The sequence below is a fragment of the Rhizobacter sp. P3_C12 genome (assembly GCF_056402735.1).
In genome coordinates this window covers 40,506-61,459 of record NZ_JBFUGW010000008.1, presented here as the reverse complement: position 1 = coordinate 61,459, position 20,954 = coordinate 40,506, and the positions used below count along the sequence as shown (strand labels likewise).

The window sequence follows — 20,954 nt, the reverse complement described above, 5'->3', positions numbered from 1 at the left end:
CCCCTGCAGCGCGCCGGGGGGCTGCCCGCAGGCGGCCTCGAGGCGGCCGTTGCTCCACGCGATGCGGCCAGCGGCGTCGAGGTGCAGCAGCGCGTCGGGACTGGCGGCCAGCAGCGCCCGCGCCGTCGCGATCGGCATCGGCTTGCCGGGCGGATCGGATGCCTCGCCAGAGAGGGGCACTTCAGGAACAGCCATGGAGGGCAAGTGTTGTGCCGAATGCAGCAGGCGTCCAGCGCACTTGCCCGCAGGGACGCCCGTCTGCGCGGCCTCAGCTGGCGACCTGCAGCACCAGCTTGCCGAAGTTCTCGCCGCTGAACAGCTTCAGCAGCGCCTGCGGGAAGTTCTCCAGCCCGGCGACCACGTCTTCCCGGCTGCGGATGCGGCCGGCCTGCAGCAGCTCGCCCAACTCGGCGATGGCGATCGGGTAGCGGTCGGCGTAGTCGAACACCACCATGCCTTCCATGCGGGCGCGGTTGACCAGCAGCGACAGGTAGTTGGCGGGGCCTTTCACCGGCGTCGTGTTGTTGTACTGGCTGATGGCGCCGCAGATCACGATGCGGGCGTGGCGGTTGATGCGCGTCAGCACGGTGTCGAGGATCTCGCCGCCGACGTTGTCGAAGTAGATGTCGACGCCCTGCGGGCAGTGCTGCTTCAGGCCGTCCTTCACCGCGCCGGCCTTGTAGTCGATGCAGGCGTCGAAGCCCAGCTCCTTGACGACCCACTCGCACTTGGCGGGGCCGCCGGCGATGCCGACGGTGCGCAGGCCCTTCACCTTGGCGAGCTGGCCGACGGTCTGGCCGACCGCGCCGGCCGCGCCCGACACCACGATGGTCTCGCCGGCCTTCGGCTGGCCCACGTCCATCAGGCCGAACCAGGCCGTCATGCCGGGCATGCCGAGCACGTTGAGCCACTGCATCGGCGTGCCCAGCCGCGGGTCGATCTTGAACAGTCCGTGGCGGCGGATGCCGGCCTCGGGGATCAGGCAATACTGCTGCACGCCGAGCGTGGCGCTGACGGTGTCGCCGACCGCGAAGGCCGGGTTCTTCGATGCGACGACGCTGCCGATGCCGCCGGCCCGCATCACCTCGCCGATGCCGACCGGCGGGATGTAGCTCTTGCCCTCGTTCATCCAGCCGCGCATCGCCGGGTCGAGCGACAGCGCCTGGGTCTTCACGAGCACGCCGCCGGCCTCGGGCTCGGCGACCGGCTCGGTCGTGAACTGCCAGTTGTCGGCGGTGGGCAGGCCGACCGGGCGGGCGGCCAGGCGGATCTGCCGGTTTTCGAGGGAGGTGGGCATCGCGTGTCTCCTGGGTCTGTTGGTTTTGGGGATGCCGTTTGATGGTAGCGCCGATGTCGACCTTGTCCGACAGGCGATCAGGCGGGGCGCCGACAGGGCGCGCCGGGGGGCGAACCTACAGTCGTCGGCAACCCGCCTCCATCGACGATCCGACTGCCGGAGCCCGCCATGCGCCTGAGCCTCACCTCGAACCTGACCGTTGCCAGCCTCACCGTGGCGAGCGTCGCGCTGGCGCTGGCCTCGGGGCAGGACGTGCCACCGGTGCGCAGCGTCGCCGCGCTCGACGCGCAGCGCTATGCCGGCACCTGGTACGAGCTGGCGCGGCTGCCGAACAGCTTCCAGGCGAAGTGCGAGGGCAACGTCACCGCCACCTACCAGCCCACCGGCAGCGGCGCGATCAAGGTGATCAACCGCTGCCGCGAGGCGGATTCGAAATGGGCGGTGTCCGTCGGCCGGGCGACGCCGGTGAAGGGCGACGACAGCGGCGCGAAGCTGAAGGTCAGCTTCCTGCCGACGTGGCTGCGCTGGATGCCGGTGGGGCGCGGCGACTACTGGGTCGTGATGCTCGACGCCGACTACCGCTATGCGGTGGTCAGCGAGCCGTCGCGCGAATACCTGTGGATCCTGTCGCGCACGCCGCAGATGGATGGCGCGCTGTACGACGGCATCGTCGCGCGCTTGCGTGCCGACGGCTACCCGGTGAATCGCCTCGTGCAAACACCGCAGGCCGCCGCGGCGCCGCAGGTGGCGCGCCATGTTCCGTTGACCTGAAAAAGGAGACTGAGATGAGCAAGCTCTTGTGGACCCTGTGCGTGATCGCACCGATCGCCGCGCTGGCGGCGGGTTGCGATTCGAGCGACCACCGCACCGTCGGGCAGAAGCTGGATTCGGCGGTATCGACCGCCGAGCAGGCGGCCAACGAGGTGAAGCAGAACGCGAAGCAGTCGGTCGCCGACGTGAAGACCGCGGCGCGCGACGCGTCGCAGGCGAGCCAGGACGGCACGTCGCAGATCGGTCAGTCGATCGCCGACGGGGCGATCACGGCATCGATCAAGGCCGACATCGCGAAGGACCCGGACCTCAGTGCGTTGCGCGTCAACGTCGACACGCACGATGGCAAGGTGGCGCTGTACGGCTCGGCACCGAGCGAGGACGCCCGCCAGCGGGCCGAGCGCATCGCGATGGCGGTGAAGGGCGTGAGCGGCGTCGACAACAAGCTGGCGATCGAGACGGCGCAGGTGAAGCCGTAGGCCCCAGGCGGGATGCCCCCAAACGGGATGACCCAAGACGAGATCACCCAAAAGAAAACGCGGCCCGGGAGCCGCGTTCGTCTTGGCAGCAGGGCTTGCGCCCTGCGCTGCATCACAGCACGCGAATGTTCGCGGCTTGCAGGCCCTTCTGGCCTTGCTTCACTTCGAATTCAACGCGCTGGTTTTCCAGCAGCGTCTTGAAGCCGTTGCCTTGAATGTCACGGAAGTGGGCGAACAGGTCAGCGCCGCCCGCGTCTTGAGCGATGAAGCCGTAGCCCTTGCTCTCGTTGAACCACTTCACGGTACCGGTTTGCGTCGTCATGGACGTTTCCTATTTCTATCAGTAGTAATGCGGCAGCACATGCCGACGCATGCAGAGACACTCAAGCGTTATTCGGGGATTTCAACAGAACCGGGCTGGAACCAGCACGGCGTCGCAAAAGATCACTCACAACCACAGTCTTGCGTATACCTGTGCCGCGGAATATACACCACGGGTCGGGACATTCCGCACACGGTGTCGAGAATCGTCCCTGGTGACGGTGTTTCCACACGACAGGCGGACGCGCCGGCAGGCACATCGCACAATGCCCGCCATTTGCGCGCCCGGTGCCCGCAAGGAGCTTCTGATGAAGACGAAAGCCGCCGTGGCCTGGAAGGCCGGCCACCCCTTGAGCATCGAGACGGTCGACCTGGCGCCGCCGCGCGCCGGCGAGGTGCTGGTGGAGGTGAAGGCGACCGGCATCTGCCACACCGACGAGTTCACGCTGTCGGGCGCCGATCCCGAAGGGCTGTTCCCGGCGATCCTCGGCCACGAGGGTGCGGGCGTGGTGCTGGAGGTGGGGCCGGGCGTCACGAGCCTGAAGCGCGACGACCACGTGATCCCGCTGTACACGCCGGAGTGCCGGCAGTGCAAGTTCTGCCTGTCGCGCAAGACCAACCTGTGCCAGCTGATCCGCGGCACGCAGGGCAAGGGGTTGATGCCGGATGCGACGAGCCGCTTCTCGATCGACGGCAAGCCGATCCTGCATTACATGGGCACGTCGACCTTCAGCAACCACATCGTGGTGCCGGAGATCGCGCTGGCGAAGATCCGCAGCGATGCGCCGTTCGACAAGGTCTGCTACATCGGCTGCGGCGTGACGACGGGTGTCGGCGCGGTGATCTTCACCGCGAAGGTGGAGGCGGGCGCGAACGTGGTCGTGTTCGGCCTGGGCGGGATCGGGCTGAACGTGATCCAGGGCGCGAAGATGGTGGGTGCCGACAGGATCATCGGCGTCGACCTGAACCCGGCCCGCGAGGCGATGGCGCGCAGCTTCGGCATGACGCACTTCATCAACCCGCGCGAGGTCGACAACGTGGTCGATGCGATCGTGCAGCTGACCGATGGCGGCGCCGACTACAGCTTCGAGTGCATCGGCAACACGACGACGATGCGGCAGGCGCTGGAGTGCTGCCACAAGGGCTGGGGGCAGAGCATCATCATCGGCGTGGCGGCGGCGGGGCAGGAGATCTCGACGCGCCCGTTCCAGCTGGTGACGGGCCGCGAGTGGAAGGGCTCGGCCTTCGGGGGTGCGCGCGGCCGCACCGACGTGCCGAAGATCGTCGACTGGTACATGGACGGCAAGCTGCGGATCGACGAGCTGATCACGCACAAGCTGGCGTTGAACGACATCAACCACGGCTTCGAGTTGATGAAGCGTGGCGAGTCGATCCGTTCGGTGGTGGTGTATGACTGACGGCGGGCCGGTGAAGACCTTGTCGGAGCATGCGTGCTTCGGCGGTGTGCAAGGTTTTCACGAGCACGTGTCGGACACGATCGGCCTGCCGATGCGCTTCGGCGTCTTCAGGCCGCCGCAGGCCGCAACCGCGCGGGTGCCGGTGCTGATCTACCTGGCCGGCCTGGAATGCAACGAGCAGACCTTCGCGATGAAGGCGGGCGCGCAGCAGCACGCGGCGAAGCACGGGCTGATGCTCGTGACGCCGGACACCAGCCCGCGCGGCACCGGCATTGCCGAGGCCGATGCGTCGTGGGATTTCGGCACGGCCGCGAGCTTCTACCTCGATGCCACCGAGGCGCCGTGGCGTGCGCACTGGCGCATGGCCAGCTGGCTGACGCAGGAGCTGCCGGCGCTGATCGAAGCGGAGTTCTCGGCCGATACGAACCGTCTCGGCCTGTTCGGGCACTCGATGGGTGGGCATGGCGCACTGACGCTGGGCCTGAAGCATCCAACGCTGTTCCGCAGCGTGTCGGCCTTCGCACCGATCGCGGCGCCGATGCAGAGCCCGTGGGGTGACAAGGCCTTCCGCGGCTACCTGGGTGAAGACCGGCAGGCCTGGCGCGAGCACGATGCCACCGAACTGGTGAAGGCCGGGGCGCGCACCTCGCACTTGCTGATCGATCAGGGGCTGGCCGATCGATTCCTTGCGACGCAGTTGCATCCGGAGCTGTTCGAAGCCGCTTGTGTTGCGTCTGGCCAGCCCTTGACCTTGCGGCGCCACGCGGGCTTCGACCACGGCTACTACTTCATCTCGACCTTCGTGGCCGACCACATCGAGCACCATGCTGCGGGGCTCTCTTGATCAGGCTTTGCTCGCAAAGGCGCGTGGGGGGAGGCCGTGGCTCGCCGGCCGGTGCGGTCATTGCCCCTGGCGGGGCAATGACTCCCCTGCGCTGACTGGTTTCATGGCCCGTCGCCGAAACTCCCGTCACTCACTTCGTTCGTTGTGGTCAAACAGTCGGCGACAGTCAGTTCACGAAGCGTGCTGGCGCACGCGGGCCATGAAACCAGCCAGCTCCGGCGCCCCGTCTTTATTGGCGCTCCCCGGCCGCCCCGCCCACGCGCACAGCGCAGCACAGCACAGCAACAGAACAGAACACAACCACCATGAAACTCTCAGTCCTCGACCAATCCGTCGCCTTGAGCGGCCAAGGCGAAGACGCCGCCATCCGCGACACCCTCGAGCTCGCGCAGCACTGCGAAGCCCTCGGCTATGAGCGCTTCTGGGTCAGCGAGCATCACAGCCTGCCGACGATCGTCGGCAGCGCGCCCGAGATCGTGATGGCCGCGATCGCCGCCCGCACCAGCCGCATCCGCATCGGCAGTGCCGGCGTGATGCTGCCGCACTACGCCGCGCTGAAAGTGTCCGAGCAGTTTCGCGTGCTCGAGGCGCTGGCGCCCGGCCGCATCGACCTCGGCGTCGGCCGCGCTCCCGGCGGCGACATGCGCACCGCTCAGGCGCTCAACCCGCATGCATATGGCAGTGCGGAGAATTTTCCGGAGCAGGTGCGTGACCTGCAGGCCTGGACCAGCGGCGTGCGCCATCGCGGCATCGTCGCGCATCCGCGCGGCGAGCATGCGCCCGAGGTGTGGATTCTCGGCAGCTCCGACTATGGTGCGCAGATGGCCGCGCAGTTCGGGCTGCCCTATGCGTTCGCGTATTTCTTCACCGACGGTCAGGGCGCCGAGCAGGCGCTCGATCTGTACCACCGGCTCTATCAGCCGAGCGAGCGCCACCCCAAACCGCAGGCGACCGTCTGCGTCTGGGCGCTGGCCGCCGATACCGAAGAGACCGCGCTGCACCTGGCCTTGAGCCGCGAGCGCTGGCGCGTCGACCGCAATCGCGGCTTGCTCGGGCCGCTGCAGGCGCCGGATCAGATCGCCGCGCGCGGCTTCACGCCGGACGAGATGGCCACCATCGAGCCGATGCGGCGCAAGGCGTTCGTCGGCACGGCCGCGCAGGTTGCCGACAAGCTGCGGGCGTTGGCCAGCGATTTCGGGCTGGAAGAACTCGTCATCAACACCTGGGCGCACGACCCTGCCGTGCGGCGGCATTCGTATGCGCTGCTCGCGCGACAATTCGCCGCATGAACCTGATCGATTTCGAACTGCGCGGCGACTTCATCCCGCTCGATGCCCTGCTCAAGGCCACCGGCATCTGCCACAGCGGAGGCGCCGCGAAGACGATGGTGGCCGAGGGCAAGGTCGATGTCGATGGGCAGACCGAGCTGCGCAAGACCTGCAAGATCAGGGCGGGGCAGGTGGTCGGCCTCACCGGCGCCCGTATTCGGGTGATGGCGCCCCACCCGGGCGTTTGACGCGCCGGGCCGAGCGCCGGGCCGCCCCAAGCCGGCCCGGATCCCCTTGGGGGATCGGTCGATGTACCCATCGACCGAGGGGTCGTCATCCTTAGAAGCGGTAGTTCACGCCGACCGAGAACAGGTCGGTGTTGTCCTTGATGTCCAGCGCCTTCACGCGGTACCGCTCCCATTCACCACGGATCGCGGTGTTCTTCGACAGGTCGTATTGCACGCCCGCGCCGTACTTGACGTCGGTGCCGCGCTCGCTGTCGTTCACGCCGTTGACCGTGCGATCGGCCTTGCCGTTGTAGACACCCACGCGGCCCAGCAGCGAGAAGTCCTGCGCCACCGGGAACGTGCCCACGGCATCCAGGAACACGCCGTTGTTCAGCTTCAGCTCACTGCCGCTGGCGCTGTACTTGCCCAGCCCGACCCAGCCGCCTTCCAGGCTGAAGTTCGGCGTGAACTGGTAGCCGCCGTACACCTTGCCACCGGTGTCGGTGGTGTCGATGTCCAGCCCGCCGATGTTGTCGCCGTGGAACTTCGTCGTGCCGACGCTGCCGCCGATGTACGGCCCCGGTTGCACCGATTGGGCGTGCGCTGCGAGCGCCATCAGCGAGGCGGCCGAGGCGATGATGAGTTTGCTGCTCAGTTTGATCATGCTTTCACTCCTGTTTCTCTCAGTAGGACTGCCGGATCGCTTGTCCGACATGAAAGCAGGATCGGCCGCGCATGTGAACGCGGCACCTCCTCAACGTGAAGTTTTTCGAGGGCCTGCAACATGATGTTGCAGTGCAGCAGATCAACGGAACTTCACCGGCCAGGCCGGCTCGAAGGCCCAGCTCAGCGCGGCTTGCTCGCGCGGGCCGCGCGGTCTCTTTCTCGCAACATGAAGAGGTAGAGGCTCTCGACCTTTTCGCGCGCCCACGGCGTCTTGCGCAGCACCTTCAGGCTCGACGAGATGCTCGGCTCGATGCTGAAGCAGCGCAGCTGGACGCGCTCGGCCAGGCCCGGCCAGCCGTAGTGCGCGACCAGCTCGGTCAGCAAGGCCTCGAGCGTGAGGCCGTGCAGTGGATTGCGGGGTTGGGCTGGCGTGTCGCTCATCCGGTCAGCCTCGCGAGATCGGGTTTCAATGCGCGCACCGCCGACATCGCATCGGCGTGCTCGCGCAGGAACGAGAAGTCGGCGAAGTCGAAGCCCGGTGCCACCGTCGCTCCCACGTACGCGAAGTCGCCGAGCGGCTCGGCAGCCTGCCACCAGTGCGCCGGCACCGTGAAGCGCGGCTGCGTCGTGGTGCTCACCGGCGCCAGCGTCACCGATTCGATGCGGTCCAGCGACGGCGGCATCAGCCACAGCCGCAGCGGCCCGCCTTCGAGCAGGTGCCAGACTTCGTCCGACGCGACGCGGTGCCACGCACTGAACTGGCCGCGGGCCAGCAGGAAATCGATGCTCGTCAACGCGTTGCGCGGCGGGCGGCCATCGCCCGGCGTGATTGATGACGCCGCGCGGAAGAACTCGCGGTAGTGCCCGCCTTCGGGATGCGATTGCAGTTGCAGCAGCGCGATCAACTCGGCCGCACGCGGATGAAGGTCGGCACCGCTCATGCGACGTACAGCATCACGGTGACGAAGTGGCAGGCCGTGCCCGCCAGCACGAACAGGTGCCACACGCCGTGCGCATGCCGCCAGCGCTCGTCGTTCGCATAGAACACGATGCCGCCCGTGTAGCAGAGCCCGCCGGCCACCAGCCACGCGAGGGCCGCCCACGGCAGCTCGCGCACCAGCGGCACCGCGGCGATCAGCGCCAGCCAGCCCATCGCCACGTACAGCGGCACGGAAGGAATGCGCTCGCGGCCCAGGCTCAGTTCCTTCACGATGCCGACCACCGCGAGCCCCCACACCACGCCGAACAGCGACCAGCCCCAGGGCCCGCGCAGCGTGACCAGCGCGAACGGCGTGTAGGTGCCGGCGATCAGCAGGTAGATGGCGCAGTGGTCGAACTTCACCAGCACGCGCTTGGCCGCGCCGCGCACGCTGTGGTACAGCGTCGATGCGCCGTACAGCAGGATCATCGTGGCGGCGAAGATGCTCGCGCCGACGATCTGCCAGGCATCGCCGTGCAGCGACGACTGCACGATCAGCACCGTGCCGCCGCCGATCGCCAGCAGCAGGCCGGCCAGGTGCGTGAAGCTGTTGAAACGCTCGCCGTGATACATGAAACCCGCTTTCTGAAAAGGCTTGAGGAGGCGCAGGCCGCAAGCATAGCGGCAGCACGATGACGCTTTCGGGCTGGCATCATCGCGGCATGACCGAACGCATGCTGCCCCCTTACGTCACCGCCTCGCAACTCGTGCCCGACCTGCGCGCCAAGGGCCATGGCGTGATCAGCCCGGCCGGCCTGCGCGACTGGCTCGCGGCCGACGCGGCCGAGCTGCAGGCGCTGGAGGCCAGCTGGGACGACCTGCCGCCCGACGGCTACCTGCGCGATGGCGGCCGCTACCGCCGCCGCCGCCATTCCTGCTTCGTGGTCGATGGCGCCACGCTCACGGCCTCGCCGCACCGCGCGCACTGGCAGCCGGTGGCCTACAACGCGCTGCACGGCGGCATCGAGCGCTGGTTCGAGCCGATGGCCGCCGCGGTCGTCGCGCAGCCGGTGTGGGCGCGCCTGCTGCTGCGCATGGCCGAGGCCTGCAGCGCGCTGAAGGGCGTGCAGCCGTGGTTCGTCGAGGCGCACCAGTTCCGCATCGACACCACCGACGGCATCGGCCGGCCGACGCCGGAGGGCGCGCACCGCGACGGCGTCGACTTCGTCGCGGTGCTGCTGGTCGGCCGCCGCGGCGTGAAGGGCGGCGAGACGCGGGTCTTCGAAGCCGAGGGCCCGAACGGCATCCGCTTCACGATGAGCGAGCCGTGGACCACGCTGATGCTCGACGACGAGCGCGTGATCCACGAGAGCACGCCGATCCAGCCGCTGTCGGCCGATGCGCAGCACAGCGCGCACCGCGACACGCTGGTGCTGACCTTCCGCCAGGGCGGGTTCCAGGGGCCGGCGGGGGCCTGAGCCCGCAGGGCGAGGGCTGCGGCGCGGCCGGTTCGTCGCGCCCGGCTGCAGTTCGTCCGCGCGACGGGCCGGGCCGTCGCAAGGCGCTGGGAGAGGGCGGGGCGGCTGCCGATACTGACTCCATCGACGACACAAACCACCGACTGGAGCCCGACATGACCACCACCCGCCTGACCCAACTGACGCTGATCGTTGCCACGCTGTCCGCCGCCGTGCTGCTGTGCCAGCCGCGGGTCCAGGCCGGCGCCCAGGTCGCCGCCGCGGCGCCGGAAGTGATCACGATGCCGATGGTCACCATCACCGGCAGGAAGATGCCCGTGATCGTGATGCCGCAGGTGGTCGTGACCGGCAAGCGCGAATCGACGAACCTGCAGGCCAGCGACGTGCAGCTCGCGCAGCAGGCCCGTGCGGCCCGCGGCGAGCGCGGCTGAAGTCAGCGCCAGGTTCAACGCTGAATGACCTGAAAGACCCTGCGCCTGTGCCGGCCTGATAATGCCGGCTCGCCAACGAGGTGCCCCTTGTCCATGATCTTCCGCCGCGTGTTCGCCTTCCTGATTCGCCTGGTCGCCATCGTGATCGGCGCCATCTTCGCGGCCGGGCTGCTGCTGCTGGGAATCGTCCTCACGCTGACGCTGATCACGTGGGCACTGCTGCGCGGCCGCAAGCCCCAGGTGCGGCGCTTCAAGGTCGATCCGCGCCAGCCGTTCGGCGGCTTCACGCGGGGTGGCGCGGCGGTCGATCCGGCCAATGTCGTCGACGTCGAAGCGCGCGAGGTGCCTGCTGCACCGCCGCGGCTCGACCGGTCCTGAGCAGCCTCAGGCGTCCCTGACGTCTGCTACGGGCTGGTTGCCGAAATCGGTGCGATCCAGGTAGGCCAGCACCTTGGCCGCGGCCTCGGCCGGCGACGCCAGCCCGCCGTTGCGCTGCAGGTTCACGAAATGCGACTGGTCGGGGAAGCCATCCGCCGGGTTGTCGCGCAGCCGGGCCTGCATCTCGGTGTCGATCACGCCAGGCGCCAGCGAGACGATCTTCGCGCCGTTCGGCTGCAATGCTTCGTCGAGCGCGATCGTGCGGGCCGCATGATCCAGCCCGGCCTTGGCCGCGGCGTAGATCGCCTGGCCCGCCATTGCGCGCCGACCCAGCCCTGACGAGATCTGCAGCACGCGCCGCCGCGTCGGCCACGCGAGCGTCGCGCGCAGGAACGCGGCGGTCAGCAGCAGCGGTGCCTCGAGCCCGACGCGCAGCGCGTTCGACACATCGGTGCCGTCGACATGCCCGAGCGGGCCGACGCGCGTCAGCACGCCGGCGTTGTTGATCAGCGTCGCGGTGTCGAACGAGGTGTGGTCGATCTGCGCGAGCCAGGCCGACAACCGGTGCGCCACCGGCAGCGGCGTCGCGAGGTCCATCCCCCATTGCTCGCAGCGTGCATTGGCGGTGCCGGCCTTCAAGGCCAGCGCCTCGCTGGTGCGCCGCGAGATGCACAGCAGGTGCGTGCCGGGGGCGAGCAGTCGTTCCGCCATCGCCGCGCCCAGGCCGCGCGATGCGCCGGTGACGATGTAAAGCGATCGAATCATCCCAACGCTCCAATCCAGCAGGGGAGCCGCATTGTCGCGCCTTTGCAATGGCATTGACGCGCGGATGCGTGGCATGCCACACTGCGCGCCCGAAGTCCCCAGCCGCCCCGGCTGGGTCCGCCCCACAGTCACAAGGAGACCACGCGATGAGAACCACTGACATTGCCCTCCTGCTGTCCGCGGATCGCATTTCCCGCCTGCGCTGATCGAACCCACTTCCCTCTTCGGGTCCTGATCTTCCCCGCCGGCGCCCCTGCCGCCGCGGCACAGCTTTCATTCCTTCGTTGCCCCCGCACGGCCTTTGCCGCATGGGGCTCCTGGCTCGGCGCGTGCGCCGGCTGCGATGATGAAAGACACGACCCACCATGATCGAGATCGATGTCGAGCGCCTGCGCTCGATGGGGCTCACGCCCGCGATGGCCGCCGAGGCCGTCTCCTTTTCCACCTCCCTTCCTGAAACCTTCCCCCCCGATGCACGCCTGATGCGCCTGACCGAAGTGCACCGCGAGACCGTCGAGCTGCACGACGGCGAGCACTCGCACGGTGCGCGCGTGCTGCCGCGCCTGATGCGCGCGCTCGACGACGACGACACTGGCCTCGCCGTCGGCGACTGGATCCTCGGCGCAGCCGACGCCCACGGCCAGCTGTGGGTGCACGAGTGCGTGCCGCCGCTCAGCCACATCGCGCGGCGCGATGCCGACGGGCGCCGCCATCCGGTCGTCAGCAACGTCGACACTGCCTTCCTGGTGATGGGGCTGGACGACGACTTCAACCCGCGCCGCCTGGAGCGCTACCTGATCCTCGTGCAGGGCAGCGGCGTGCAGCCGGTGGTCGTGCTGACGAAGGCCGATGCGGTCTCGGCCCAGGCCCTCGATGACGCCCGCGCGCAGCTGCGCGGCCGGCTGCCGGCCAACGTCGAACTGCTGGCCCTCAACGGCCGCAGCGCCGAGGCCGCGCGAGCGCTGCAGCCGTGGCTGTCAGCCGGCCAGACGGTCGTGCTGATGGGCTCGTCGGGTGCCGGCAAGTCCACGCTCACCAACACGCTGGCGGGTGCGAACCTGCAGGACACCGGCGCGGTGCGCGAGCACGACAGCCGCGGCAAGCACACCACCACCTCGCGATCGCTGCACCGCCTGCCCGGCGGCGCCTGCGTGATCGACACGCCGGGGCTGCGCACGCTGCGGCCCGACACCGACGAGGCGCGGCTCGCGCTCAGCTTCGACGACATCGCGACGCTCTCGCTGCAGTGCCGCTTCCGCGACTGCCGGCATGAAGACGAGCCCGGCTGCGCGGTGCGTGAAGGCGTCGGCGCCGACCGCGTGCGCAACTACCACAAGCTGCTACGCGAGGTGCGGCGCGACACCCTGACCGTGCTCGAGCGGCACCAGCAGCTGTCGCAGTGGAAGGCGCGCGGCCGCCTGGCACGCGAGCGCATGAAGCTCAAGCGCGGCGAGGATTGAAGGGCTGCGCGGCGCTGCCCGGGGCGTCGCGCTTGGTCGACTTGTGGCGGTACATGCGCGCGTCGGCATGGATCAGCAGCTGGCTGCTGGACGTGATCTCCGAGCCGAACGCGATGCCGAAGCTGATGCCGCAGCCCTCGAAGCCGGCGGCGTGCAGCCGCTCCTCGAAGCGCCGCATGTCGCGCCGTGTCTCGTCTTCGTGGCGCATGTCGCCGAGCACCGCGAACTCGTCGCCGCCGAGCCGGAACACCGTCATCTCTCGGTCGTGCAGCGTCTGCAGCTGGCGCGAGAACTCGCACAGCAGCGCGTCACCGTGCGCATGGCCGCGCTCGTCGTTGATGCGCTTCAGGCCGTCGAGGTCGATCATCACCAGCATCAGCCCGGCCGACGAGTCGGCGGCGGTCAGCCTCGACAGCGTGCGGTCGAACGCATGGCGGTTGCCGATGCCGGTCAGCGAATCGGTGCTGGCCTGGTCGAGCGCGCGGTGCAGCTGCACCATGTAGCCGTCCTTCTCGAGCGCGAGCAGCCGGATCTTGTCGGCCAGCGCGAAGGCCAGCAGGATCGCGTCGGCCGTGCTGCCCAGCAGCGCGATCAGCTCCGGGTTGCGCACCATGTCCTGGCTCAGGCCGAGGTTGGCCGGCAGGATCACCAGCGCCGGCAGCAGCAGCGCGAGGAAGGCCGCGAGGAAGTAGCGCGCCGGCAGGTAGCCCGCCCACAGCCGCACGAGCCCGGCGATGAGCGCGAGCGTCAGCGAGATCGAGATCACGATCGTCGCCAGCGTGTGCGCCCACGACATCGCGATGAAGCAGGCCGGCAGCAGCACCAGCGCCAGCACCAGGTTCGCATAGCCCGCCCAGGCCAGCCTCGGGTTGGCCTCGCGCAGCTGCAGGAACTCGATGTAGAAGAGGGTGTTGAACACCACCATCAGGAAGAACGGCAGGTAGTGCCACTGCAGCCCGTGCCAGCCCAGCCACTGCGCCGGGATGTGGAAGGTCAACCCCCAGCCGGCGGTGGCCGCCAGCAGGTACAGCGCGTAGTACAGCAGCGCCTTGTCGCGCGTGCCGAGGAACATGAAGAGGTTGTAGAGCGCGAGCGTCAGCAACGCGCCGAGCGCGAACAGCGCCAGTACGTTCTCCGAGATCACGGTGCGGCGGTACTCGGCCTTGGTCTGGATGTCGATGCCGGGCAGCCGCGCGAAGTAGCGGCTGTCGATGCGCAGCAGCACGTGCGCCGAGCTGCCGCGCGGCAGCGTGATGTCGCTGCCGTAGTGCAGCATGTAGGGCGTGTCGGCGTGGTAGCCGGTCACGAAGGTCTGCGGCGGCTGGCCGCCGACGTAGATCCAGCCGCCGATGTGCTCCATCAGGCTCGCATGCGGGTCGATCACCCACTGCGTCGCGGGTGAGTCGTTGCGCACCGTGGCATGGAACCAGTAGCGCCCGCCGAGCAGCGAGACATGCGCCACCGGCGTCTTGCGTGCCAGCCAGTCGGCCAGCCGGTCGACATCGGGCGGCTCCTCGTTGGCCTCGGCGAGGTAGAACTGCCCGCCGCGCGTGAGCTCCAGTGGCTCGGTTGGCGACAACGTCGATTGCGCGAACGCCGGCCCCGCCGTCAGCCACAACAGCAGGCCGGCGATCCAGGCCACGAACGTCGGGAATTTCATGAGGTCGTCGACTGTAACAACAGGAATCAGCCGCAGCCTGAAGGCTTCTTAAACGTCGCGCTCGCCGACGATCAGCGCCGGGTGACCGCAGATGGCGCGCGCCGTCTGCATGCCGGCCATCGTCGCCGCCTCGACGCAACCGGCGTTCAGCCCGGTGCGGATCCAGTCGCCGGTGACGAACAGGTTCGAGAACCCGGTGCCGTCGGTCGCGAGCCGGTGCTGGCTGCTGCCGACCACCGACAGCACGTAGCGCTCCGACGGGTCGACGTTGGCGCGCCAGTACTGGCTGTCGAATCGCGCCGGTCCGCGGGCATCGCTCGGGTCGACCAGCAGCGGCCAGCGGAAGCCTTCCGCCGTCACGGCCTTCGGCCACAGCGTGCCGATGCGCCGCTGCAGCTGCTCGATCGCGCCTTGCCTGACCTGCTCGGCCATGCGCTTCGGGAACGCATGGTCGCTGTACGGCGGGTAGCTTGAGATCGGCAACGCACTGCAGAAGTACGAGACGTTCTTCGGCGCGATCGCCGGCGGCCAGGCTTCGCGGCACAGCAGCTGGTCCATCGGCGCCCAGGTGTCGAAGGGCTCGCTGAACGAACTGAGCACCGGCTGCTGGCCGTCGGGGCCGGTCAGCGTCCAGCCGAGCTCGCGCAGGTCCTGGTTGAGCCACACCTGGTAGGCCTGGGTCGCGACCGCCTTCACGTGCTCGCACGAGGCGGCCAGCGCCGGGCTGCGCGCGACGAGCTGCGGGCACAACTGCGCGACCGAGGCGGCCGAGATGCCGAAGATCACCTGGTCGAAATCCTCGCCGAGCTTCAGCGTGCGCGTCGGCAGCGCTTGCTTGAACGCGTCGGCATACACCTCGGGCCAGTCGCTCCAGTTCGATTCGAGGTTGATGCCGTGGCGGCGCATCAGCGCGGCCTGCGCGGCGTCGAGCTGCTCGAAGCGCGGCGCGCTCGGCCAGCAGGCGAGGCCGTTCACGTCGACCAGCGGGTCGTAGCCCCGGGCCGGGTCGGCGAGCGCCGCCTGGTGCGTCATGCGGATCTCGGCGACCTGCTTCCCGGCCGCATCGGGCACCAGCTCGTCGACCTTGTGGAAGAACTCGAACTTGACGCCGCGTTCCTTCAGCAGCTGGTAGAACGGCGTGAACACCACGTCGCCCATGCCGGCCTGCATCTTCCACATGATCGCGCCGTGGTAGTCGAAGGCCACGCGCAGCATGCCGCGCAGCATCGTGCCGGCCTCGATGTCCGGCTTGTCGAAATTGCCGTCTTCGTACGCGAACACCAGGTCGTAGAAGCCGACCACCGGTGCCGAGCGCACCGTCACCTGCGGGTTCGCGCCGTGGCGCGTCAGCCAGGCCTGGAAGTCCTCGCCGTTGATCACGTCGAAGCCCTTCGTCAGCACCTCGTCCTCGATCATGCCGATGATGCTGGTCAGGCCCAGGTCGGCGCAGATGTAGAGGCGGCGCAGGTCGTCGGCGACGCTGCTGCCGGCCAGCAGGCCGTTGAAGCGCGCATGCAGCCAGGTGCGCACGCATTTCAGTGCGCTCKACTGCAGCAGGTGGTGCTCGGGGTCGTGGTCGCGCAGCGCGGCCGGCAGCTCGGCACTGAAGCGCTGCAGCGCGGCGAACGCGACGCCGACATCGCTGCACAGCGACAGCACGTCGTCCTCGACGTGCGCGGCGAGCCGGTGCAGCCAGCTGCCGGCATGGGTCTCGGCGGGGATCGCCCGGTGCGCCGGGCTCAACTCGCCATGCGCATCGGCCTCTTTCAACTCCCCCAGCCACTGCTTGATCCACCCATAGCCGACCTGCACGATCTGCCACAGGTCCAGCGTCTCGTTGCCCTGGCCGGGCTCGCCGGGCATCGCCGGGGTCTCGATCGGCCACAGCTTCCAGTCACCTTTCACCTGCTCGGTCAGCGTGATGAACTGCTGCGGCTTGAAGGCATCGCGCCAGGTGCGCAGCAGTGCGCCTTCGGGGCGCTCGAGCAGTTCGTAGGCGCGCTGGATGGTCTTGAAGGCGTTGGCGTAGAAGCCGAACCAGATGTGCAGCCCGTGTTCCTCGATGCGCTGGCCGAGCGCGGCATTGCGCCCGCTCGCGCCCTTGCCGCCGAGCCGCCAGCCCATCTGGTACACGGTGATGTCGTGCGCATTGCGCCAGCCGGGCTGGTCGGTGAGGTAGAAGGCCGCCGTCATCGCCGCGACGCCGCCGCCGAGGATCGCGATCTTCTTCGGCGCGATGCGCGAGTTGTCGTACAGCTCCTCGCCGGCCGGCACCTCGAAGTCCATGTCGATGTGGAAGGGCAGGATCGCCGGCTGCGCGCCGAGCTGCAGGCCGAGCGTGCGGTCCAGCGGGAAGCTCGCGAACGGGTGCAGCGTGCATTGGTAGTCGTCGCCGAGCAGCTGTACCTGGCGCACCGCCTTCACGGTGGCGGGCGCGGCGATCAACGCCTGGTACACCGCCTTGAGGCCTGCTGCATCGGGCAGCTGCTTCAGGAAGATCTGCGCGACGTTCGGGCTGCGCAGCATCTGCGCGATCTGCGCCCAGCCGGCGCGGTCGAGCGACAGGAAGCCGGGCAGGTTGGCCGCCAGCAGCTCGATCGCCTGCTCGATCAGCTCGGGCAGGCCGCCGAGCTCGTGGCGCGTGCCGTGGCCGGTCGTCGCCTCGACCTCGAGCAGCGGGTGCAGTTGCAGCACCGACTCCGGGCTGAACGGCTGGAAGCCCTTGGCCGCCAGCGTGAAACGGGTGGCCGGCGCGCCGTCGGCCGGCATCGTGTACTCGCACTGGTACTTCGGGTAGCCGAACAGTTCGCGCCCGTTGATCAGCGCCATGCAGTCGTCGACCCAGATGTGGCAGGGGTAGAAGAAGACGCGGCTCACGCCGGCCTGGCCGGCGAGCACCTGGCCGACCATCACCCAGGTGACGATGTCGGTCTCCTCGCCCCAGCCCTTGGCGGCGTCCGAAGGCCAGGCCGACTGCGCATGCTGCACCTTGGTGAAGGTCAGCATCACGAACGGCGACAGCACCTTGAAGCTCATCGTGCCGCCGGCCACCGCGGTCAGCGTCTCGTCGACGGTGGCCTGCAGGCGCGCCAGCTCGCCGTGCACGAAGAAGCCATACATCCGCGAGCGGTTCAGCCGAAGCGGCGGGTGCATCAGCGGCGAACCGCCGGGGTAGATGAAATCAGGGCGGTTCGGTGCTGCTTCGGTCATGGGGCCGAAGTATTACCGCTATGTCGGATAAGTCACGCTTTGTCACCCGTTCCAGGGGTGGCAGGATTTCACGGGCTGCGGCACATCGCCATCGCGAATCGCGATGGACGACGCTCGATCAGCGATCGTCGAACTGCATGCTGGCGAGCGTGGAGGGCCAGCCGGTGGCCGGTGCGCCGCCGCCACGGAAGCGCCGCCCGACGGCCACCGGTTGCGGCAAGCCGGGCAGCGAGAAGGGCACGAACCCGCGGCGTTGCGCCGCGCGGCGCTGGACCCACCACAGGCCCGCGAGGGCCAGCGCGGCGAGCAGGGCCACCGCGATCAACATCCAGGACATCATCGACATTCCAATGCAACAACCGCGGATTGTCGCAGGCGGGTGTCAATCGCCGGTAAGGCGTTGTCGCTGGGCGAGCGCCGGGAACAGCCTCATCCACAACCCGGCGACGACCAGCGTGCCCACGCCGCCCAGCAACACCGAGCCGACCGGCCCGAGCAGTGCCGCGGTGGCGCCCGATTCGAACTCGCCGAGCTGGTTCGATGCGCCGATGAAGATCGAGTTGACCGCGCTGACGCGGCCGCGCATCTCGTTCGGCGTCTCGAGCTGTACCAGCGTCTGCCGGATCACGACGCTGACCATGTCGGCCGCACCGCTGACCCACAGCGCGATCAGCGAGACGACGAACACCTTCGACACCGCGAACACCAGCGTCGAGAGCCCGAACACCGCGACCGCGGCGAACATCAGGTGCCCGACGCGGCGCTGCAGCGGCCAGCGCGTCAGCGCGACCGACATCGCGAGCGCCCCCACGGCCGGTGCGCCGCGCAGCAGCCCGAGGCCCCACGGGCCGGTGTGCAGCACGTCGCGCGCGAAGATCGGCAGCAGCGCGGTGGCGCCGCCCAGCAGCACCGCGAACAGGTCGAGCGAGATGGCACCCAGCACCACCGGCCGGTTCCAGATGAAGCCGACGCCGGCCAGCACGGTGCGCAGCGTCACCGGCTCCTTCGGCGGCGGCACGTGCGGATGGCCGATGCGCAGGAACAGCACCGCGGCGACCGCGAACAGCGCGCCGCAGACGGCGTAGACGACGTCGGCACCGGCGACGTAGATGAAGCCGCCGAGCGCCGGCCCGCCGATGATGGCGGCCTGCATGCCGCCCGAGCTGAAGGCCATCGCGCGCGGCAGGGTGTCGGCCGGCACCAGCAGCGGCACCATCGCCTGCTGGGCCGGCATCTGGAAGGCCTTCGCGCAGCCGATCGCGATCGACAGCACCAGCAGCAGCTCGCGGCTCGCCCAGTGGCCGTGCGTGGCAGTGGCCAGCACGCCGGCGATCGCCAGCTGCACCGCCATCGACAGCGCGAGGATGCGGCTGCGGTCGTGCCGGTCGGCGACGTGGCCGGCCACCAGCGTCAGCAGCAACGCCGGCAGGAACTGCAGCAGCCCGACCAGGCCCAGGTCCCAGGCGCTGCCGGTGAGCTCGTACATCTCCCAGCCGACGGCCACCATCAGCATCTGGTTGGCCATGGTGGCCGCGACGCGCGCATACCAGAAGCGCATGAAGGCGGGCAGGGAGAACAGCGACAGCGGAACGGCGGGGAGTGTGGACACGAAGCGTGGGAAGGAAGAAGAGAGTGGTCAGGGGCAGTTGCAGCCCTTGTCGAAGACGATGCGCCAGACGCCCGGCGAGACCCGGCGCCACACCGAGGTGAAGCTCGCGACCGGCTTGCCGTCGGGGTCGAACACCGGGCCGGTGCTCAGCGCGAGCTCGCCGGAATCGAGCACCTCGACCTTGTCGGGGCGCCACGAGAACGGGGCCTTGTCGCCCTCGTAGAAGCGCTTCCACCACGCGGCGACGGCGGCCTTGCCGCGCAGCGGCGTGGGGCCGGAGAAGAACACGGTGTCGTCGGCGAGGAAGGCGGTGAAGGCCGCGTGGTCGCGGTCGGCCATCGTCTTCGCGAATGCGCGCTCGGTGTCGGCGACCTGCTGCTCCAGCGTGGCGCGCGGCACGACGGGTGCCGCACAGGCCGACAGCCACAGCGCCGATGCGATCGCCAGCGACAGGCGGCGGCGGGAGYGGGCGGGGGACGGCATGGAGGGGTGGGGCGTGAAGGGAGCGATGTTACGACCGCCGCGGCAGCGCCTGGGCGTCGAAGGCCTCGCCGGTGGCGAAGAAGCGGCCGCCGGCGATGTAGTGCACCGTGCTGCCGGCCGCGGCGTCGAGCCAGTGGCCGTCGGCGAACAGGCGCGGGTCGGCCCAGGCGGCGATCACCTCGCCGAGGAACAGGTCGTACTGGTTCTGCAGGTGGGGCTCGGGCAGCAGCCGGCATTCGAGCCAGGCGGCGCAGCCTTCGAGCAGCGGGGCCTCGATGCGGCTCGCCGCGAAGGCGGTCAGGCCGAACGCGGCGAACTTGTCCTGGCCCGCCGGCAGCTCGCGGGCCGAGATGCCGCCGACCGCCAGCGTCGCCTCGGCTTGCGCCCGCGTCGGCACGTTCAGCGCGAACGTGCCGGAGCCCTCGACCAGCTGCCGCGTGACGGTGCTCTTGTCGAGCACGACGGCGACCTTCGGCGGGCTGAAATCCAGCGGCATCGACCAGGCGGCCGCCATGATGTTGCGCTGGCCGCCGTGTGCGGCGCTCACGAGCACGGTGGGCCCGTGGTTCAGCAGGCGGTACGACTTGGCGAGCTCGACGGCGGTGTGCATCGTGGGAGCAAGAGCAGGGGTCAGAACGGGGCGGGGCTGTGGAAGCGCATCGGCCGCCCGTCGACCGGGTGCGGCAGCGCCAGCGATTGTGCGTGCAGCAGCAATCGCGGTGCCTTCGCAAGGGCTTCGGGCGGGGCGTAGAGCGCATCGCCGGCGATCGGGTGGCCGAGCGCCAGCAGGTGCACGCGCAGCTGGTGCGAGCGGCCGGTGACGGGCTCCAGCAGCACCCGCGTCGTGCCGCGTGCAGCATCGCGCTCGAGCACGGTGTAGCGGGTCAGCGCGGGCTTGCCATCGGCGAAGTCGACCTTCTGCTTCGGCCGGTTCGGCCAGTCGGTGAGCAGCGGCAGGTCGATCTCGCCGTGCTCGGTGCCGACCAGGCCATCGACCACCGCGATGTATTCCTTGTGCACCTCGCGCTGCGCGAAGGCATGGCTGAGCCGGCGCTGCATCTCCTTGCCGCGGGCGAACAGCATCAGCCCGGAGGTCGACATGTCGAGGCGGTGCACCACCAGCGCGTCGGCCACCGCGGCCTGCACGCGCGCGGCCTGGTTGTCGAGCCCGGCCTCGCCGCGGCCGGGCACGGCCAGCAGGCCGCTCGGCTTGTCGACCACCAGCATCGAATCGTCGAGGTACAGGAAAGCGGGGCTCATCGGTGCAACA

25 protein-coding genes are annotated in these 20,954 nt (G+C 69.2%); 10 read left to right on the top strand and 15 right to left on the bottom strand.

Features of this window, described 5'->3' with window-relative positions; translation table 11 throughout:
• Both AC1DXV_RS03150 and AC1DXV_RS03145 read right to left on the bottom strand, forming a co-directional pair.
• A partial coding sequence (locus AC1DXV_RS03150; RefSeq protein WP_477932441.1) for a hypothetical protein occupies positions 1 to 195 on the bottom strand: 195 nt, incomplete at its 3' end.
• A 73-nt stretch (positions 196 to 268) separates the two neighbouring features.
• Positions 269 to 1,297, bottom strand: coding sequence for an NADP-dependent oxidoreductase (locus tag AC1DXV_RS03145; protein ID WP_477866421.1), 1,029 nt, complete (start codon positions 1,295 to 1,297; stop codon positions 269 to 271).
• Between the two features lie 168 nt (positions 1,298 to 1,465).
• Between AC1DXV_RS03145 and AC1DXV_RS03140 the strand changes: the two genes are divergently transcribed.
• On the top strand, positions 1,466 to 2,068 hold the full coding sequence (locus AC1DXV_RS03140) for a lipocalin family protein (RefSeq protein ID WP_477866419.1): 603 nt from the start codon (positions 1,466 to 1,468) through the stop codon (positions 2,066 to 2,068).
• A gap of 14 nt (positions 2,069 to 2,082) precedes the next feature.
• Positions 2,083 to 2,547 (top strand): BON domain-containing protein, encoded by a 465-nt coding sequence (locus tag AC1DXV_RS03135; RefSeq protein WP_477866417.1) that lies wholly within the window; start codon positions 2,083 to 2,085, stop codon positions 2,545 to 2,547.
• 112 nt (positions 2,548 to 2,659) lie between these two features.
• Here the strand turns inward: AC1DXV_RS03135 and AC1DXV_RS03130 are convergent, their stop codons facing one another.
• Positions 2,660 to 2,869: a cold-shock protein gene (locus tag AC1DXV_RS03130; RefSeq protein ID WP_047511365.1), complete on the bottom strand. Its 210-nt coding sequence runs from the start codon at positions 2,867 to 2,869 to the stop codon at positions 2,660 to 2,662.
• Between the two features lie 307 nt (positions 2,870 to 3,176).
• Here AC1DXV_RS03130 and AC1DXV_RS03125 point away from each other — a divergent pair, with 307 nt between their 5' ends.
• The 4 genes from AC1DXV_RS03125 to AC1DXV_RS03110 all read left to right on the top strand — a co-directional run bounded on the left by AC1DXV_RS03125 (position 3,177) and on the right by AC1DXV_RS03110 (position 6,646).
• Positions 3,177 to 4,286: an S-(hydroxymethyl)glutathione dehydrogenase/class III alcohol dehydrogenase gene (locus AC1DXV_RS03125; protein WP_477866415.1), complete on the top strand. Its 1,110-nt coding sequence runs from the start codon at positions 3,177 to 3,179 to the stop codon at positions 4,284 to 4,286.
• Positions 4,279 to 5,130, top strand: a complete 852-nt coding sequence (gene fghA, locus AC1DXV_RS03120; RefSeq protein ID WP_477866413.1) for an S-formylglutathione hydrolase — start codon at positions 4,279 to 4,281, stop codon at positions 5,128 to 5,130. The genes AC1DXV_RS03125 and fghA overlap by 8 nt, the downstream gene beginning before the upstream one ends.
• A gap of 305 nt (positions 5,131 to 5,435) precedes the next feature.
• Positions 5,436 to 6,419 (top strand): LLM class flavin-dependent oxidoreductase, encoded by a 984-nt coding sequence (locus tag AC1DXV_RS03115; RefSeq protein ID WP_477866411.1) that lies wholly within the window; start codon positions 5,436 to 5,438, stop codon positions 6,417 to 6,419.
• Positions 6,416 to 6,646, top strand: coding sequence for an RNA-binding S4 domain-containing protein (locus AC1DXV_RS03110; RefSeq protein WP_477932439.1), 231 nt, complete (start codon positions 6,416 to 6,418; stop codon positions 6,644 to 6,646). The genes AC1DXV_RS03115 and AC1DXV_RS03110 overlap by 4 nt, the downstream gene beginning before the upstream one ends.
• Positions 6,647 to 6,737: 91 nt before the next feature.
• Here the strand turns inward: AC1DXV_RS03110 and AC1DXV_RS03105 are convergent, their stop codons facing one another.
• The 4 genes from AC1DXV_RS03105 to trhA all read right to left on the bottom strand — a co-directional run bounded on the left by AC1DXV_RS03105 (position 6,738) and on the right by trhA (position 8,843).
• On the bottom strand, positions 6,738 to 7,289 hold the full coding sequence (locus AC1DXV_RS03105; RefSeq protein ID WP_477866407.1) for a porin family protein: 552 nt from the start codon (positions 7,287 to 7,289) through the stop codon (positions 6,738 to 6,740).
• 182 nt (positions 7,290 to 7,471) lie between these two features.
• The gene (locus AC1DXV_RS03100) at positions 7,472 to 7,732 is read right to left on the bottom strand and encodes a VF530 family protein (protein ID WP_047588810.1); all 261 of its coding nucleotides are present in this window, start codon (positions 7,730 to 7,732) and stop codon (positions 7,472 to 7,474) included.
• Positions 7,729 to 8,232: a cupin domain-containing protein gene (locus AC1DXV_RS03095; RefSeq protein WP_477866405.1), complete on the bottom strand. Its 504-nt coding sequence runs from the start codon at positions 8,230 to 8,232 to the stop codon at positions 7,729 to 7,731. The genes AC1DXV_RS03100 and AC1DXV_RS03095 overlap by 4 nt, the downstream gene beginning before the upstream one ends.
• Entirely contained in the window at positions 8,229 to 8,843 is a 615-nt protein-coding gene (gene trhA, locus AC1DXV_RS03090) for a PAQR family membrane homeostasis protein TrhA (protein WP_047511377.1), read from the bottom strand. Before trhA ends, AC1DXV_RS03095 begins: the two co-directional genes overlap by 4 nt.
• A gap of 89 nt (positions 8,844 to 8,932) precedes the next feature.
• Between trhA and AC1DXV_RS03085 the strand changes: the two genes are divergently transcribed.
• From AC1DXV_RS03085 to AC1DXV_RS03075, 3 genes are all read left to right on the top strand, one after another.
• Complete coding sequence (locus tag AC1DXV_RS03085) at positions 8,933 to 9,688, top strand: 2OG-Fe dioxygenase family protein (protein WP_477932438.1); 756 nt, start codon at positions 8,933 to 8,935, stop codon at positions 9,686 to 9,688.
• 155 nt (positions 9,689 to 9,843) lie between these two features.
• Positions 9,844 to 10,119 (top strand): hypothetical protein, encoded by a 276-nt coding sequence (locus AC1DXV_RS03080; RefSeq protein WP_477873818.1) that lies wholly within the window; start codon positions 9,844 to 9,846, stop codon positions 10,117 to 10,119.
• A gap of 108 nt (positions 10,120 to 10,227) precedes the next feature.
• Positions 10,228 to 10,497, top strand: a complete 270-nt coding sequence (locus AC1DXV_RS03075) for a hypothetical protein (protein WP_477873819.1) — start codon at positions 10,228 to 10,230, stop codon at positions 10,495 to 10,497.
• Positions 10,498 to 10,503: 6 nt separating this feature from the next.
• Here the strand turns inward: AC1DXV_RS03075 and AC1DXV_RS03070 are convergent, their stop codons facing one another.
• Entirely contained in the window at positions 10,504 to 11,262 is a 759-nt protein-coding gene (locus tag AC1DXV_RS03070; RefSeq protein WP_477932436.1) for an SDR family NAD(P)-dependent oxidoreductase, read from the bottom strand.
• A gap of 365 nt (positions 11,263 to 11,627) precedes the next feature.
• Here AC1DXV_RS03070 and rsgA point away from each other — a divergent pair, with 365 nt between their 5' ends.
• Positions 11,628 to 12,722 (top strand): ribosome small subunit-dependent GTPase A, encoded by a 1,095-nt coding sequence (rsgA, locus tag AC1DXV_RS03065; protein WP_477873796.1) that lies wholly within the window; start codon positions 11,628 to 11,630, stop codon positions 12,720 to 12,722.
• Here rsgA and AC1DXV_RS03060 read toward each other — a convergent pair.
• The 7 genes from AC1DXV_RS03060 to AC1DXV_RS03030 form a co-directional block, all read right to left on the bottom strand.
• Positions 12,703 to 14,382 (bottom strand): GGDEF domain-containing protein, encoded by a 1,680-nt coding sequence (locus tag AC1DXV_RS03060; protein ID WP_477932434.1) that lies wholly within the window; start codon positions 14,380 to 14,382, stop codon positions 12,703 to 12,705. The genes rsgA and AC1DXV_RS03060 overlap by 20 nt on opposite strands.
• Before the next feature lie 48 nt (positions 14,383 to 14,430).
• Complete coding sequence (locus AC1DXV_RS03055; protein ID WP_477932432.1) at positions 14,431 to 17,592, bottom strand: NAD(P)-binding protein; 3,162 nt, start codon at positions 17,590 to 17,592, stop codon at positions 14,431 to 14,433.
• Between the two features lie 118 nt (positions 17,593 to 17,710).
• Positions 17,711 to 17,929: a hypothetical protein gene (locus tag AC1DXV_RS03050; RefSeq protein WP_477871190.1), complete on the bottom strand. Its 219-nt coding sequence runs from the start codon at positions 17,927 to 17,929 to the stop codon at positions 17,711 to 17,713.
• Positions 17,930 to 17,974: 45 nt separating this feature from the next.
• Entirely contained in the window at positions 17,975 to 19,201 is a 1,227-nt protein-coding gene (locus AC1DXV_RS03045) for an MFS transporter (protein WP_477932430.1), read from the bottom strand.
• A gap of 27 nt (positions 19,202 to 19,228) precedes the next feature.
• Positions 19,229 to 19,684, bottom strand: a complete 456-nt coding sequence (locus tag AC1DXV_RS03040) for a YybH family protein (protein WP_477932428.1) — start codon at positions 19,682 to 19,684, stop codon at positions 19,229 to 19,231.
• 28 nt (positions 19,685 to 19,712) lie between these two features.
• A complete protein-coding gene (locus tag AC1DXV_RS03035) occupies positions 19,713 to 20,294 on the bottom strand; it encodes a flavin reductase family protein (RefSeq protein ID WP_477932426.1) in 582 nt (193 codons plus the stop codon).
• A 20-nt stretch (positions 20,295 to 20,314) separates the two neighbouring features.
• Positions 20,315 to 20,944, bottom strand: coding sequence for a pseudouridine synthase (locus AC1DXV_RS03030; RefSeq protein ID WP_477872252.1), 630 nt, complete (start codon positions 20,942 to 20,944; stop codon positions 20,315 to 20,317).
• Positions 20,945 to 20,954 lie beyond the last annotated feature (10 nt).